Below are 15,120 nucleotides of genomic sequence, written 5' to 3'. Positions count from 1 at the left end.
GGCGCGTCGGACGCGGCCACCCTAGCCCATCCTCCCGCCGCCGTCCGCCCTCTCAGCCGTGGTACACGCGCGAGGCGACAATCCGCCCCCCACGCACCTCCAGCACCTCCGCCACCGGCATGGGGGCCTCACCCGGGGCATGGCGCAGGTACTCCATGAAGACCCGGTCCTGATCCGCCGTGAGGGCCGTCTCCTCGTAGCGAAGGCCGGGCAGCCGGGCGATGGCCTCCCGCCACCACTTCGCCAGCGCCGGGCGGCCCAGCAGGCGGCCGCCCGTCTCCGGGTGCAGCACCCGAATCTTCGGGGAGGTGTGGGTGCAGTCCTCGGCGTAGAGCGCCACCAGGGCGTCCACGTCGTGGGCGTTGAAGGCGTTCAGCCAGGCTCGGGCAACGGAGAAGTTTTCGGACGCGCTCATGGTTAAGAGACCCCGGAAAGCCACATCTATATAAAGGCGGGAGACACGCCTGGTAGGCGGAGGTGGGTGTAGGCATGCCCACCGTCATGCGGATTTGGCTGGAAACTCAGTCCTGTGGGAAGTAAGGGCCCCGCCTGCTCTGTTCCCTCAGGCACTTTTCAAATCAAGAAGGACCGGATCGTGGCCGCCAACGTACCCATCGAGAAGATTCGTAACATCGGTATCTCTGCCCATATCGACTCGGGCAAGACGACGCTCTCCGAGCGCATCCTGTTCTACACGGGCCGGATCCATGAGATCCACGAGGTCCGCGGCAAGGACGGCGTGGGCGCGATCATGGACTCGATGGACCTGGAGCGTGAGAAGGGCATCACCATCCAGTCCGCCGCCACGTTCGCGATGTGGGGCGAGCACAACATCAACCTCATCGACACGCCGGGACACGTGGACTTCACCATCGAGGTGGAGCGCTCCCTGCGCGTCCTCGACGGCGCCATCCTGGTGCTCTGCTCGGTGTCCGGTGTGCAGTCGCAGTCCATCACCGTGGACCGGCAGATGAAGCGCTACCGCGTTCCGCGCATCGCGTTCGTCAACAAGATGGACCGCGCCGGCGCGAACTATGACCGCGTGGCCGCGCAGCTGAAGGAGAAGCTGAACCACCACGCGGTGAAGATCCAGCTGCCCATCGGCGCCGAGGACCGCTTCAAGGGCCTCGTCGACCTCATCACCATGAAGGCGTTCTACTTCGATGGTGAGAACGGCGAGAACGTCCGCGAGGAGGAGATTCCCGCGGAGATGCTCGACGACGCCAAGGTGCGCCGCCAGCAGATGATCGAGGGCGTGGCCGAGGTGGACGACCAGCTGGGAGAGCTGTTCCTGGCCGACCAGCCCATCACCAACGAGCAGATCGCCGCCGCCGTCCGCCGGGCCACCATCGCCCTGAAGATGACGCCGGTCATGTGTGGCTCCGCCTACAAGAACAAGGGCGTGCAGCTGCTGCTCAACGCCGTGTGCGGCTTCCTCCCGAACCCCAAGGAGGCGACCAACGAGGCGCTGGACCAGAAGAACAACGAGGCGAAGGTCATCCTCGAGTCGGACCCGGAGAAGCCGTTCGTGGGTCTGGCGTTCAAGCTGGAAGATGGCCGCTACGGGCAGCTGACGTACATGCGCATCTACCAGGGCCGGGTGGCGAAGGGTGACTTCATCGTCAACCAGGTGAACCAGAAGCGGGTGAAGGTGCCCCGCATCGTTCGCATGCACTCCAGCCAGATGAACGACATCAACGATGCGACGGCCGGCGACATCGTCGCGCTGTTCGGCATCGAGTGCGCCTCCGGCGACACGTTCACCGACGGCACCGTGAACTACACGATGACGTCCATGCACGTGCCGGACGCCGTCATCTCGCTCGCCGTGTCCCCCAAGGACCGCGGGGCGCTGGCGAACTTCTCCAAGGCGCTCAACCGGTTCACCAAGGAGGACCCCACGTTCCGCGTTCACCGCGACGAGGAGTCCGGGCAGACCATCATCCGCGGCATGGGTGAGCTGCACCTGGAGATCTACATCGAGCGCATGAAGCGCGAGTACAACTGCGAGGTCCAGGCCGGTAAGCCGCAGGTGGCGTACCGGGAGACCATCAGCCAGAAGGGCGAGTTCTACTACACGCACAAGAAGCAGACCGGCGGTTCCGGTCAGTTCGCGCGCGTGTGCGGCTACCTCGAGCCGCTGCCCTCGGACGCGGTGCAGCAGTACGAGTTCGTGGATGACATCGTGGGCGGTTCCATCCCCCGCGAGTTCATTCCGGCGTGCGACAAGGGCTTCGCCGAGGCCGTGAAGAAGGGCAGCCTCATCGGCTTCCCCGTGGTGGGTGTGCGCGTGGTCATCAACGACGGCGCCTTCCACGCGGTGGACTCGTCCGAAATGGCGTTCAAGACGGCCGCCATCATGGGCTTCCGCGAGGGCTACGCCGCCGCGAAGCCCATCATCCTCGAGCCGATGATGAAGGTGGAGGTCCAGGCTCCCGAGGACTTCCAGGGCTCGGTGGTGGGTCAGCTGAACCAGCGCCGTGGCACCATCCTCAACACGGAGACCGCCGAGGGCTACGTGACGGCGGTGGCCGAGGTGCCGCTGAACACCATGTTCGGCTACTCCACGGACCTGCGCTCGGCGACTCAGGGCAAGGGCGAGTTCACGATGGAGTTCGCCCGCTACACGCCGGTGCCGCGCAACGAGGCCGAGGCGCTGATGGCCGCGTACAAGGAGAAGCTGGCCGCGGAGCAGGCGGCCCGCAAGTAGTCCACGCATCCGCCGCACTCTGGCGGTAAGGAAGGCGCTCCTCTTCAATGAGGGGCGCCTTTCGCCTTTTCAGGAGTCCACACACCGTGACGCTGCTTCGCGCCGCCAACGTCCAGCTCAGCTTCGGCAGCCGCACCGTCTTCCAGGGCCTCACCTTCACCATTGAAGAAGGCGAGCGCGTGGGCCTGGTGGGCGTCAACGGCTCCGGCAAGTCGTCGCTGATGAAGATTCTCGCCGGCGCGGCCAAGGCGGACACGGGCGAGCTGCAGTTGCGCCGCGGCGCCCGCGTCACCTACCTGCCGCAGGAGCCGGAGTTCCCCGAGGGCGCCACGGTGGCCTCGGAGCTGTCCGTGTCCGAGGCGCCGCTGAAGGAGGCCCTGGCCGCCCACGCCGAGCTGGCGAAGCGGCTGGAGGCCGCCCCGGCCGAGGAGCACGAGAAGCTGCTGGAGCAGTTCTCCGCGCTCAGCGACCGGATTGAGCAGATGGGCGGCTGGGGCACCGAGCACCACGCGAAGACGCTGCTGGACAGGCTGGGCGTGAAGGACTGGGACCGGCCGGTGGCGCAGCTGTCCGGCGGCCTGCGCAAGCGGGTGTCCATTGCCCGGGCCCTGCTGACGCGGCCGGACTTGCTCCTGCTGGACGAGCCCACCAACCACCTGGACGCGGACACGACGGACTGGCTGGAGGAGGAGCTGGACAAGCTGCCGGGCGCGCTGCTGCTCGTCACGCACGACCGCTACTTCCTGGACGGGCTGGTGGACCGCATCGTCGAAATCCAGCCCGGCGAGGGCGTGACGTCCTACCCCGGCAACTACCAGGCGTACCTGGAGCAGAAGCTGGTGGCGCAGGAGAACTCGGAGATTGCGCAGCACAAGCGCGAGCGCTGGATTGCGCAGGAAGTGGCGTGGCTGCGCCGGGGCCCCGAGGCGCGCCGCACCAAGAGCAAGGCGCGCATCGACCGGGCGCAGAAGCTGATGGCGGAGAAGGGCTTCCAGCGGCCCAAGGTGGCGGACCTGCGCGTGGCGGCGGCGCCCCGGCTGGGGCACACCGTCATCGAGGCGGAGGGGCTCCAGAAGTCCTTCGGTGAGCGGAAGGTGCTGAGCGGCGTGGACTTCCGGCTCCAGCGCGGCGAGCGCGTGGGCCTGGTGGGCCCCAACGGCGTGGGGAAGACGACCTTCTTGCGCGTGCTGCTGGGCGAGACGCCCCCCGACGGCGGGAAGCTCGTCATCGGGAAGAACACGAAGGTGGCGTACTACGACCAGCAGCGCGCGCAGCTGGACCTGGAAGCCACGGTGTACGAATCCGCCTCGCAGGGCGAGGACTGGGTCATCCTGGGCGACCAGAAGGTGGCGCTGCGCGACTACCTGGACGACCTGCTCTTCCCCGTGCCCATGCAGCGCATGAAGGTGAAGGCGCTGTCCGGCGGAGAGCGCAACCGGCTGCTGCTGGCGCGCCTGTTCCTGGAGGGCGCCAACGTGCTGGTGCTGGACGAGCCCACCAACGACTTGGACATCGTCACGCTCAACATCCTGGAGCGGCTGCTGCTGGACTTCGGCGGCAGCACCCTGCTCGTCACGCATGACCGGTACTTCCTGGACAAGGTGGCCACCAGCATCCTGACCTTCGACGGCAACGGCCGCGTCACCCGGTACGAGGGCAACTACGCGATGTACCGGCGGCTCAAGGAGCAGGCGGAGGCACAGGCGGCCTCGGCTTCGGCGGCGGCCAGCGCAAAGCCCGCGCCGAAGAAGGAGGAGCCGGCCGCCGCCGCCCAGAAGGCCGCGCGCAAGCCAGGGAAGCTCTCCTACAAGGACCAGCGCGAGCTGGACGGCATGGAGGCCGCGATTGAGGCGGCCGAGACGAAGAAGGCGGCGCTGGAGGCCCAGCTCGCCGACCCGGCCGTGTACAGCAACGGCTCCAAGGTGGCCGAGGTGAACAAGGAGCTGGAGACCACCGCCGCCGAGGTGGACCGGCTGTACTCCCGGTGGCAGGAGCTCCAGGACCTGGCGGCCGGCGGCCCGGCCTGAGGGCCAGGCGCCAGGCGCCACCGTCCGTGGCGCCCTCCCCGCTCAGTCGTACTTGAGGGCGATGATGGGGTCCACGCGCGAGGCGCGCAGCGCGGGCACCCAGGTGGCCACCAGCCCCACGCCCAGCAGCAGCAGCGGCGCAGCGGAGAAGGCCAGCGGGTCCAGGGCGCTCACCCCGTGCACCATGCCCTCCACCACGCGCGTCAGCCCCCACGCGCCCGCCACGCCCAGCAGCACGCCCAGGCCCACCGAGCCCAGGCCCTGGACGAGCACCAGCCGCACCACCTCGCCGCGCGGCGCGCCCAGCGCCAGCCGCACGCCCATCTCCCGCGTCCGCTGGCTCACCAGGTAGGACAGCACGCCGTAGATGCCGACGGCCGCCAGCACCAGCGCGAGGCCCGCCATCAGCCCCAGCAGCACCATGTTGAAGCGCTCCGAGCCGAGCGAGCGCTCCACGTGGTCCTCCAGCTTCAGCGTCTCCGTCACCGGCTGCTGAGGGTCCACCGCCCACAGCTCGCGCTGCACGGAGGACACCAGCGCCGCGTGCCCGCCCGGGGCACGCACCAGGATGTGCTGCGGCAGCATGCGCACCAGCATCCGGTTCATCGTCGGGGAAATCTGCCCCAGGGCCGTGTAGAGGACCACCGGCGTGTCCTCGGCCAGCCCGTTCTCCCGCACGTCCCGCACCACGCCCACCACGGTGCGCGGCACCGTGTCGCCGATGGACGGCACCGTGTGGCCCACCCGGAGGCGCTGGCCGATGGGCTCCTCGCCCGGCCAGTACTTGCGCGCCGCGGCCTCGTTGATGACCACCACGGGCTCGGAGCCGGCCACGTCCGTCTCCGCCAGCAGCCGGCCCCGCACCAGCCCCACGTCCAGCGTCCGGAAGTAGTCCGGCGTCACCGGGCGGAACTGCCCGCCGCCCACGCCGGGCCCGTCCTGTCGCCCCTCGTACTTGCCCTCAATCGCGAACTCCATGCTGGGGCCCAGGCTCATGGGAATCGACGACGAGAGGGCCACCGACTCCACCCCCGGCACCGCCGACACCCGCTCCACCACCTGCTTCGCGAAGCGCTCCAGTGCCGCCGGCTCGGCGTAGCGCGCCTCCGGCAACGACAGTCGCAGCACGTGGACGTCGCGCGGGTCGAACCCCGGCGCCGTGCTGCTCATCGCCGCGAAGCCGCGGATGAGCAGCGCCGCCCCCACCAGCAGCACCACCGCCAGCGCCACCTGTCCCACCACCAGCAGCCGCCGCGTGCGCCCACCTCCGGGGCCCGAGGTGGCCCGCTGCGCACCTTCTCGAAGCGCCGCCTGCAGGTCCGGACTCGACGCCTGCCACGCGGGGAGCAGCCCGAACAGCAGGCCCGTCACCACGGACGCGCCCAGGGTGAAGAGCAGCACGGCGCCGTTGACCCGCACCTCCGCGCCAGCCAGCCCGCCGGCCCCCGCCACCGACGCCCCCACGGGCGCCAGCGCCATCAGCGCCGGCAGCGCCGCCGCGGCCAGCAGCAGCCCGAGCCCGCCTCCCGCCAGCGACAGCAGCAGGCTCTCCGTGAGGAGCTGGCGCACCAGCCGCCCCGGCGCCGCGCCCAGGGCCGCGCGCACCACCAATTCCCGCTGCCGCGCCGCCGCCCTCGCGAGCTGGAGGTTGGCCAGGTTGACGCACGCGATGAGCAGCACCAGGGACACCGCTCCCAGCAGCACCCAGAGCGCCAGCCGCAAGTCACCCGCGAGGTACACGCGCAAGTCCTGTGCGTGGAAGAGCTCCTTCGCGTCCATCAGGAGGGGCTTCTCGGCGTGCATGCGCTGGCTGAGCGTCGCCAGGGCCGTGTCCGCCGCCTCGCGCGACACGCCCGCCTTCAGCCGCCCGGTGAGGAAGAGGAAGTTGGCGTTGTCCTCGTTGGTGAGGTCCAGCTGCAGCGGCGTCCAGAGCTGCACGCCCTCCGGGTAGCGGAAGCTGGCGGGCGCCACGCCCACCACCGTGTAGGGCTGGTCATTGAGGGTGAGCGACTGGCCGACGACGTCCGCCGCCCCGCCGAAGCGGCGATGCCACAGCCCGTGGCTGATGACCACCGCGCGGGCGCCGCCCGGCACGTCCTCCTCCGGCAGGAAGCCGCGGCCCAGCTCCGGCCGCACGCCGAACGTGTCGAAGAAGCTCCCCGTCACGCGGATGCCGGACAGCCGCTCGGGCATCCCATCCCCCACCAGGTTGAAGCCACTGGGGAGCACCTCGTACGCCGTGAGGTGGGAGAAGACCGGGGACTGCTGGGACAGCCACGTGTAGTGGAGGATGCTCTGGGACGGCCCCTCTCCACCGCCTTCCCGGCGGAGCACCTGCACCAGCTGGTGCGGCTCCGGGTAGGGCAGCGGACGCAGCAGCACCCCATGCACGACGCTGAAAATGGCCGTGTTCGCGCCAATGGCCAGGGCCAGCGTCAGCACGGAGACGAGGGTGAAGCCCCGGTTCTTGATCAGCAGCCGGAGGGAGAAGCGGAGGTCATCGGCCAGTACGGACACGGGGCACCCCTTGCGGTACCTGCCCTACGGGCGGCGGCCGGGGCCATTGCACCCGCGCCGAGTGCGGATTCCCTGCATCGATTTCCATCTCGCCGGCTCTTCCCCGTGAACCGTATGAGCTCGCTCCGCGTGGGCGAAAAGAAGAGGACTTCACCGCAAGCCAGGGAGAGCCCGAATGGCGCTGGCGTCAAGGGCCTTCCCGCTCATGGAACCCGATACTTGCGGCGCGTGAGCGAGATTGAGGTGCGCTTGCGCTCCAACACCAACCATGCGACTGCTCCGAGGTTTCGGGGCCAAGTCTCGCGCAGTATTTCATCGAAGGAGTCGTCGTGCCGTTCCGGCCTTCGCTCGCCCTGCTCTCCGCTGTGTCGTCCCTTGCCCTGCTCCTGGGCCCCGCCTCCGCGCAGGCGCAGGCTACCGGGCTGCCCCAGTTCAACCTCCAGCGGCTGAAGCTGGACCCGGCGGCGCTGGGTTCACTGACGGTGGGCACCGGTCGCACGCTGCCGCAGGGCGTGCTCCGCGTGGCGGTACAGGGCCACTACGAGAACCTGCCCTTCCTCTTCCAGACGCGCTGGGAGCCGGGCGGCGGCTCCGGGCTGGTGGAGAACCGCTTCACCCTGGACGTGACGGCCGCCTACGGCGTGACGAACTGGCTCCAGCTGGCGGCGGAGGTGCCCTACATCCTCAGCCAGGGAGGCGAGCGGTTCATGAACATCGCCCCTCCAGAGGGCCAGGGCATGGGGACGCCGTGGCTGGGCCTGCGCACGGCGCTGCTGCGCCAGGACTTCGGCCTGCAGGTGGCGGCGGACGTCACCGCGGCGCTGCCCGTGGGCAGCAAGGAGCTGCTGGCACGCGACGAGTACGCCATCCACCCGCGGCTGCAGCTCGGCTACCTGGCCGAGGGCTGGCAGGTGGGCGCCGAGGCCGGCGTGCTGCTGCGCGAGAAGCGGGAGCTGACCATGCTGTCCCTGGAGACGAAGGACGTCATCGGCAGCGAGGTGCGGCTGGGGGCCACCGTGACGTCCCGGGCCGGTGATTCCACCCGCGGCGAGGTGAGCGTGCTCGCGGGCCTGCCGCTCGACGGAGGCCGCGTGGGCGCCGAGCTGCTGCTGGCCATCCGCAAGCACGCCCTGTCCTGGCTGGACCTCTACGTCATGGGCGGGCCCGGCGTGGGCGCCGGCCTGGACACGCCCACCATCCGCTTCATGGCCGGCGCGTCGTTCTCCACGTCGAAGGTGGACTGAGCTTCACCGGCCGCGCGAAGTCCTCGAGGCCACGGCTGCCGTCCCCGTATCGCTCAGGCGGCCGGGCCTCTCAATCGCTGACTTCGCGGAGTCGCTGGTCGCAGGCCACCAGCGCCGCTGCTGCGCCGCGTCTCGTGGTGCGGAGCCACGCCTGAGTCGTGGCCCTGGCGCAGACCTTCTTGCCATGAACACCATGCGAGCGTGAAAGCCACCCACTGGAGGCGCCACCTCGTCACGCTCGCCGCCGGGCTCTCCCTGAGCTGCGCCACCGCCGCCGTCACCTGCATGGACAGCGTGACGTGCTGTATCGAAGCGCACCCCGTCACCCCCGAGGCGTGCGGCCTCACGGCAGCCGAGGCGGCCACCCTCATGGCAGCCAGCGTCGCTGCAACCGGCACGCACAGCAGCACCGAGGAATGGGACGACTCGCACAACGCGAGCCTGCCCGAGTGGAAACGACGCTGCATCCGCGCCTATGGTGACTGCAAGGAATTTGGCTGGTCTGGCTCGTGCCATGACTGCTTCCGCTACTGCGAGGGCCAGCACGAATGGCCAGAGGACAGATGCACCCCGCCCAAGAAGCCACGGTGAGTCATGCCCGAGAGGATTGACTGGGACCCCATCCGGGCTTTGGCGCGCAGGGTATTGCGCGAAGGGGCGCCGCTCGTCCTCAACGATGAGGTGCGCGCGCTCCTCCGGCGCACGGCGCGAGAAGTGGCCATCAGTGATGCCGACGCGGAGCAAGCACTGGCATCGGACACAGGGGCGCTAGAACTCCTACGCGAAAGCTCGCGGCGCATCACTGACGGGTCCAACAGGCTGATGGACGCGCTACACAGGATGTACCGCCACCAGAAGGCTGGCGACTTCGACAGCGCGCGCCAAGAGATGCGCGATGTGCTGGCCGTCGAAGTGGTGCCCCGCTACCGGGAGACGGCGCAGGGGCAGCTAGAAGGCATGGACGACATGCCGTGACAGCGGTGGGGGGCCTCACCCAGCGCCCCCCCCGGACTACTTGGGCATCGCCCCGGTGGCCTTGGCAATCGCGATGGCGATGCCCAGCAGGCTCTCGCCGGCGATGAAACCGGAGGACACCGGCAGCACCGTGTCCTCCGCCAGCTTCGGCTTCGCGCGGCGCAGCAGGGCGGCGAGGGCCGCGCCGATGAAGAAGGCGATGGAGCTGGAGCCGGGGATGACGATGGCCAGACCAAAGCCCGCGGCCGAGGGCACGAAGTCCTTGGCCTTCTTCGGCGCCCACCGGTCCAACAGAACCAGGAAGACGCCCAGCAACACGCCACACAGCGCACCCACGCGGGCCGTGGGGTGCAGCGCGGACACGCCCGTGGCCAGCATCTTGGACACGCCGGCCCACACCATGGACGCGGGCGCGGGGAACTGCTCCGTCCCCAGCACGTCCGCGCTGGGCACCAGGATGTTGAACACCGGCACCACCGCCGCCGCGCCCGCCACCACGCCGAAGAGCTGCGCGATGAACTGCTGGCGCGGGTTGGCCCCCAGCAGCCAGCCGGACTTCAGGTCCGTCAGCAGGTCCGCCGAGTGCAGTCCCACGCCACCCGTGGCGTTGGCGCTCATGACGTTGGCGGGGATGTTGCCCGGCGCCAGGCCTCCGAAGATGAGCTGGGTGACGGGGCCCAGCGCCTTCGTGGGCGTGGTGTCCGTCTCGCCCGTCACGCGGCTGGCGATGACGCCCATGACGACGGCCAGCGGCATGGCCAGCACGCCGGCCCACCACGGGATGTGGAAGAGGTAGGCCATCAGGAAGATGGCGATGGGCCCCAGCACCGCGAAGCCGATGGGGAACCAGTGCGGCGGGCACTCGATGCCGGCCAGCGGGTCCTCCTCCTCCTGCTTGCCGCCCTTCTTTCCGAAGAGGCCGGACAGCGCCTTGAAGGAGCGCGCCACGCTGCGCCACTGGAAGGCGAAGGACAGCAGGCCCGACGACACCAGCACCGCCGAGCCCGTCCACACCATCCAGCTGTTGATGGCCTTGTACGTCACCTCGGGAATGGCCCCCTGGGTGACCATGGCCGGCGCGAGGAAGCCATACGTGAGCACCGCGCCCAGCAACATCGACCAGCCCGTCTTGAAGCTCACCAGCGCGCCCGCGCCCACCAGCAGCAGGCTGAAGTCGAACGACAGCGACCAGGCCGACGCCGGCTTCCCCATCATCGTGAAGGGCAGGGACTTCTTGTCCGGAATGTTGGTCAGCCAGGGGAAGAGTGAGCCATCCAGCCAGCGCCCGCGCGCGTCCCGGATGATGACGAGCAGCGCGCCGACGAGGCCCGCGAGGCCGAGCAGAATGGACTTGCGGCGGGCCACGTCACCGTGGCCGTGGAGGGCGCGGATGGTCTCCGCGGTGGCCGTGCCGGTGGGAAACGGCAGGGCCTCGATGTTGATGAGCTGGCGCTTGATGGGGATGGCCGCGAAGACGCCCAGCGCGGAGATGACGGCGAACCACACCACCAGCCACCCCGAGGGCGGCAGCGTGCCGGTGAGCATCAGCAGCGCGGGCACCGCCGCCATGTTGCCGCCGCCCGTCATGTAGCCCGCGGCCGAGGCCACCGAGCCCATGGCGTTGTTCTCCAGGTCGGTGAAGTGCCGCTGCGGCCCGTGCGCGCTCCAGACGATGCTCCCGAAGACCGCGAGCCCCAGCAAGGCCCCCAGGGAAGACACACTCCAGCCCGACATGACGATGACGCTGGCGTTGGACCCCACCACCACGACAGCCAGGAAGAGCTTGGCGACCCGCGGCAGGCGGCCCCATACGCGGGCCAGCCACCCGAACAGGGCGAACACCATGAAGGCGATGATGCAGGCCGTAATCGTGACGCCCAGGCTCCAGCCCGTCTTGAGGATGACGAACAGGTTGGAGAGGCACATCACCGCGCCGATGAGCATGCCCGCGATGACGGCGCGCACGGTGAGCTGGCGGCTGCCGCCCTGGTAGACGTGCTCGAGCCAGTAGCGCTCAGGGTCCTTCGCCGCGGACGCCCCCGGGTCTCCGGACGCCGGGTCTGACGGGTGGATGCGCAGCTCGCTCGGGGAGGGAGACGGTGAGGAGGGACTCATTGGGGCGGCAAAGATAGTGCAACGCCCCCTGCCCCGCGAAATGCTCATTCCACCCGCGAGGTGGTGTCCAGGGACTCCCACCCCGCGAGTGGCCGCGCTGCGTCAGCCGTGGTCGTGCCCGCCCGCGCCATGGACGTGGCCGTGGGTGAGCTCCTCGGTCGTCGCGGCGCGCACCTCGCGCACCGTGACGTCGAAGTGCAGCGTCTTGCCGGCGAGCGGGTGGTTGAGGTCCACGACGACGGCGTCCTCGCGCACCTCCTGGATGCGCAGGGGGATGTCGCCCTGGTCCGTCTGCGCCATCAGCGTCTGGCCGGGCTGCGGGTTGAAGCCGGGGGGCAACATGTTGCGCGGCACCGTGCGCACGCCCTCGGGGTCATGCTCGCCATAGCCCTGGCCCGGGGACACCACCACCTGCTTGCTCTCGCCGGAGGACATGCCCTCGATGGCGCCCTCCAGGCCGGGGACAATCTGCCGGTGGCCGTGCAGGTAGGCGAGCGGCTGCCCGGGCGCGCTCTGGTCGATGACCTGCTCATCGCCCAGGTGCAGCCGGTACTCCAGCGAGACGACGGAATCCTTGGCGACCCTCATGGGGGCTCCTTGGGGGGTGCTGCGAGTGGACTGCTCTCTCGTGGTGAAGGATGGGCTGCGAAATGCCGGGCGTCAGGAAGCGGAAGGGTCCGCTGCCCCCTCCCCTGCCGGACGGTCGACCGGCTCGCCGCGCGCCACGTACACCGCCGCGGCCAGGTCTCCGGTGACGTTGAGCGTGGTGCGGCACATGTCCAGGAAGCGGTCCACGCCGAGGATGAGGCCCAGGCCCTCCACCGGAATCTTGAACATGCCCAGAATCATCGCGATGACGGGGATGGAGCCCGCCGGCACCCCCGCGGTGCCAATGCCCGCCAGGATGCAGATGAACATGATGAGCCCCTGGTCCGGCAGGCTGAGCGGCACGCCGTAGACCTGGGCGAGGAAGAGCACGGTGACGCCCTCGAAGAGCGCCGTGCCGTTCTGGTTCATCGCCGAGCCGGCCGTGAGCACGAAGCGCGACACGTTGCGCGGCAGCTTCAGGTTCTCCTCGGCCACCTTGAGCGCCGTGGGCAGCGTGGCGCTGGAGGAGGCCGTGGAGAAGGCCGTCGCCATGACGAGCCGGATGTCGCGGAAGAACTGGATGGGATTGCGCCCGCCCAGGAAGCGCACCGACAGCGAGTAGACGACGAACATGTGGAGGCCCAGCGCCAGCAGCACCGTGGCCACGTAGGCGGCGAGCTGCGCGAGGATGCCCAGGCCCAGCCGGGCCGTCATCGAGAACAGCAGCGCGGCCACGCCGAAGGGCGCCAGCCGCAGCACGCCGTCGATGAGCTTCATCATCACGTCGTAGAGGCCCTGGATGGTCTCCTTGAGCCGCAGGGCGGCCTCGCCCTGGGTGAGCGCCAGGCCCATGCCGAAGATGAGCGAGAAGACGATGAGGCCGATGAAGTCCCCGTCGGCGGCGGCCTTGAGCGGGTTGGTGGGCACCATGGAGACGAACACGGAGCCGAACGACGTCTCCCCCGGCGCCGGGGCCGCCTTCACCTGGGGGGCGCCTCGGGCCATGGCTCGCGCCTCGTCGCTGAGGCCGGCGCCGGGCTGAATGGCGTTGACGAGCAGCAGGCCGATGAGGACGGAGATGGCGGAGAAGACGACGGTGTAGCCCAGCGTGCGCAGGCCCAGTCGGCCCACCTGCTTCAAGTCCAGCTCCGCCACGCCCATGACGAGCGCGGAGAAGAGCATCGGCACCACCAGCATGAGGAGCAGGCGGATGAAAATCTGGCCCACGGGCGCTGCCACGCTGTCCGCGGCCCACGACAGCCAGGGCGCATGCTGGGCGATGACGGCGGCGGGGAGCGGCCCCTCCGAGATTCCGGACGCGCTCCGGGCCATGGCGGTGGCGACCGCGTTGGCGGTGAGACCCGCCACCGCGCCGGCGGAAATGCCGATGAGCATCTTCTGGTGCGGCTTCATCCGGGTGTCTCCGCGCCCTCCTGGCCGGAGGGGAATGGGCCGCGCAGCCTAGCGGTAAAGGAAGGTGGCGCCCACCCTCTCGGTAGGACAATGCTCGGTGCCCGATTGGAAACCCTCGTCCAGCTCACCGAAGGCGCCGTGCCCGCTCCCCTCTTCCGCCGGCTGCTGCGGCGCGTGGGCGCCCTGGGCACGGAGCGGCTGCGCCAGACGTACCAGACCACCTTCTGGTACGACTTCGGCCCCCCCTCCAACGTGGTGGAGGAGGTCATCCTCACGCTGCGCCCCGACGTGGCCGGACGGCGGCGCATCGCCGGGGTGGAGTGGTGGCTCTCACGCATGTACCCCACGGACGTCCGCGTGGACTTCCACCAGGACCGGGACGAGAAGCTCGCGCTGCGCACGGGCGAGTTGGTGCACCCGCGCATCTCCTCCGTGCTGTTCCTCAACCGCGTGCGCGGCGGCGCGCTGGTGGTGACGCGCGAGTTGCCCGACGCGGAGAACCCGTCGCTGGCCCCCTCCCGCATGGACACGGCGGACCTGGTGGCCCCGCGCGCCAACCGGCTGGTGCGCTTCGAGGGGACGCTGACGCATGGCGTGCTGGATGCGGAGAACCGCATTCCGGACGGGAAGCTGCCGGGACGCTCGCGACAGCGGCGCACGCTGGTGATGAACTGGTGGGGGCACCGGCCCACGGACATTCCGGCGTGGGCCGAGACACGGCTCTACCGCGCGCTGGCGCGCTGAGCCTCCTGGGCCGCCGTCTCGCGGAGGCGGCGGGTGACGCGCTCGGCCCACTCGGGCTCGATTTCGAGGCAGGCGGGCCGGCGGCCGAGCCGCAGCGCCGCGGAGGGCATGGAGCCGCTGCCGGCGAACGGGTCCAACACCGTGTCCCCGGGGCGGCTGTACGTGCGCACGAGGGGCTCGAGGACGGAGAAGGGCTTGTGGTGCGGGTGGCCCCCCCAGCGCGCGGCCTCGGCTTCGTCGTCGTAGCCGCCGACGACGGCCCAGACGGTGGGCAGGTCTCCGGGCGCGAGCGGCGGCGCGGGCGTGCGGGCGATGACGAGGGCGACCTCGTACACACGGAGCGTCTGCTCGTTGGCGTTCTTGTCCGTGGTGCGCTTGCCCCAGACGTACTCGCCGCGCAGGTGCGGGTAGCCCAGCCCCCGGGCCGCGGTGAGGATGGGCTCCTTGCCCAGCAGGTTCGTCCAGATGACGAGGGGCGCGTCCGGGGTGAGGTGCTCGACGGCGCGGGAGAGCCAGGCCTCGGAGAAGGCGCGGTAGTCGCGCACCGTCTCGAAGCGGACGATGGGGTTCTGGTCGATTTTCTTGTGGGCCCGCGTGTCCCGCAGGTCCCCGCCCTTCCGGCGCCGCGTGAGGAGGCAGTACGGCGGGTCCGTGTGGAGCAGCGAGGCGCGCGTGTCGCCGAGGGCGGCACGGTAGCCGCCCGGCTCGCGCGAGTCGGCGTTGATGCAGCGAAGGGAGTCCGGCGAGGGCAGGGAGGTCATCGTCCTGGGTGGCACCCTACACGGCG

12 protein-coding genes are annotated in these 15,120 nt (G+C 70.0%); 6 read left to right on the top strand and 6 right to left on the bottom strand.

Annotated elements, in window-relative coordinates; translation table 11 throughout:
* Positions 1–52 precede the first annotated feature (52 nt).
* Complete coding sequence (locus G4D85_RS21590) at positions 53–415, bottom strand: nuclear transport factor 2 family protein (RefSeq protein ID WP_164014877.1); 363 nt, start codon at positions 413–415, stop codon at positions 53–55.
* Positions 416–595: 180 nt separating this feature from the next.
* Between G4D85_RS21590 and fusA the strand changes: the two genes are divergently transcribed.
* Positions 596–2,710 (top strand): elongation factor G, encoded by a 2,115-nt coding sequence (gene fusA / locus G4D85_RS21585; RefSeq protein ID WP_164014874.1) that lies wholly within the window; start codon positions 596–598, stop codon positions 2,708–2,710.
* Positions 2,711–2,796: 86 nt separating this feature from the next.
* Positions 2,797–4,737 (top strand): ABC-F family ATP-binding cassette domain-containing protein, encoded by a 1,941-nt coding sequence (locus tag G4D85_RS21580; RefSeq protein ID WP_164014873.1) that lies wholly within the window; start codon positions 2,797–2,799, stop codon positions 4,735–4,737.
* Between the two features lie 42 nt (positions 4,738–4,779).
* Here the strand turns inward: G4D85_RS21580 and G4D85_RS21575 are convergent, their stop codons facing one another.
* Positions 4,780–7,254 (bottom strand): ABC transporter permease, encoded by a 2,475-nt coding sequence (locus tag G4D85_RS21575; RefSeq protein ID WP_164014871.1) that lies wholly within the window; start codon positions 7,252–7,254, stop codon positions 4,780–4,782.
* 329 nt (positions 7,255–7,583) lie between these two features.
* Here G4D85_RS21575 and G4D85_RS21570 point away from each other — a divergent pair, with 329 nt between their 5' ends.
* From G4D85_RS21570 to G4D85_RS21560, 3 genes are all read left to right on the top strand, one after another.
* On the top strand, positions 7,584–8,498 hold the full coding sequence (locus tag G4D85_RS21570) for a flagellar motor protein MotB (protein ID WP_164014869.1): 915 nt from the start codon (positions 7,584–7,586) through the stop codon (positions 8,496–8,498).
* 201 nt (positions 8,499–8,699) lie between these two features.
* Positions 8,700–9,089 (top strand): hypothetical protein, encoded by a 390-nt coding sequence (locus tag G4D85_RS21565; protein ID WP_240359423.1) that lies wholly within the window; start codon positions 8,700–8,702, stop codon positions 9,087–9,089.
* Between the two features lie 3 nt (positions 9,090–9,092).
* Positions 9,093–9,473, top strand: coding sequence for a DUSAM domain-containing protein (locus G4D85_RS21560; protein ID WP_164014866.1), 381 nt, complete (start codon positions 9,093–9,095; stop codon positions 9,471–9,473).
* Between the two features lie 36 nt (positions 9,474–9,509).
* Here the strand turns inward: G4D85_RS21560 and G4D85_RS21555 are convergent, their stop codons facing one another.
* From G4D85_RS21555 to G4D85_RS21545, 3 genes are all read right to left on the bottom strand, one after another.
* Positions 9,510–11,588 (bottom strand): OPT family oligopeptide transporter, encoded by a 2,079-nt coding sequence (locus G4D85_RS21555; RefSeq protein WP_164014864.1) that lies wholly within the window; start codon positions 11,586–11,588, stop codon positions 9,510–9,512.
* A 102-nt stretch (positions 11,589–11,690) separates the two neighbouring features.
* Positions 11,691–12,176: an FKBP-type peptidyl-prolyl cis-trans isomerase gene (locus G4D85_RS21550; protein ID WP_164014862.1), complete on the bottom strand. Its 486-nt coding sequence runs from the start codon at positions 12,174–12,176 to the stop codon at positions 11,691–11,693.
* Positions 12,177–12,248: 72 nt separating this feature from the next.
* Positions 12,249–13,589: a dicarboxylate/amino acid:cation symporter gene (locus tag G4D85_RS21545; RefSeq protein WP_164014860.1), complete on the bottom strand. Its 1,341-nt coding sequence runs from the start codon at positions 13,587–13,589 to the stop codon at positions 12,249–12,251.
* Positions 13,590–13,694: 105 nt separating this feature from the next.
* Between G4D85_RS21545 and G4D85_RS21540 the strand changes: the two genes are divergently transcribed.
* Complete coding sequence (locus G4D85_RS21540; protein WP_164014858.1) at positions 13,695–14,333, top strand: hypothetical protein; 639 nt, start codon at positions 13,695–13,697, stop codon at positions 14,331–14,333.
* Here G4D85_RS21540 and G4D85_RS21535 read toward each other — a convergent pair.
* Positions 14,312–15,094, bottom strand: a complete 783-nt coding sequence (locus G4D85_RS21535) for a DNA-methyltransferase (protein ID WP_164014856.1) — start codon at positions 15,092–15,094, stop codon at positions 14,312–14,314. The genes G4D85_RS21540 and G4D85_RS21535 overlap by 22 nt on opposite strands.
* Positions 15,095–15,120: the final 26 nt, after the last annotated feature.

It is taken from the genome of Pyxidicoccus trucidator, from assembly GCF_010894435.1.
GTDB classification, from domain to species: Bacteria; Myxococcota; Myxococcia; order Myxococcales; family Myxococcaceae; genus Myxococcus; species Myxococcus trucidator.
This window is presented reverse-complemented; position numbering and strand designations above follow the sequence as displayed.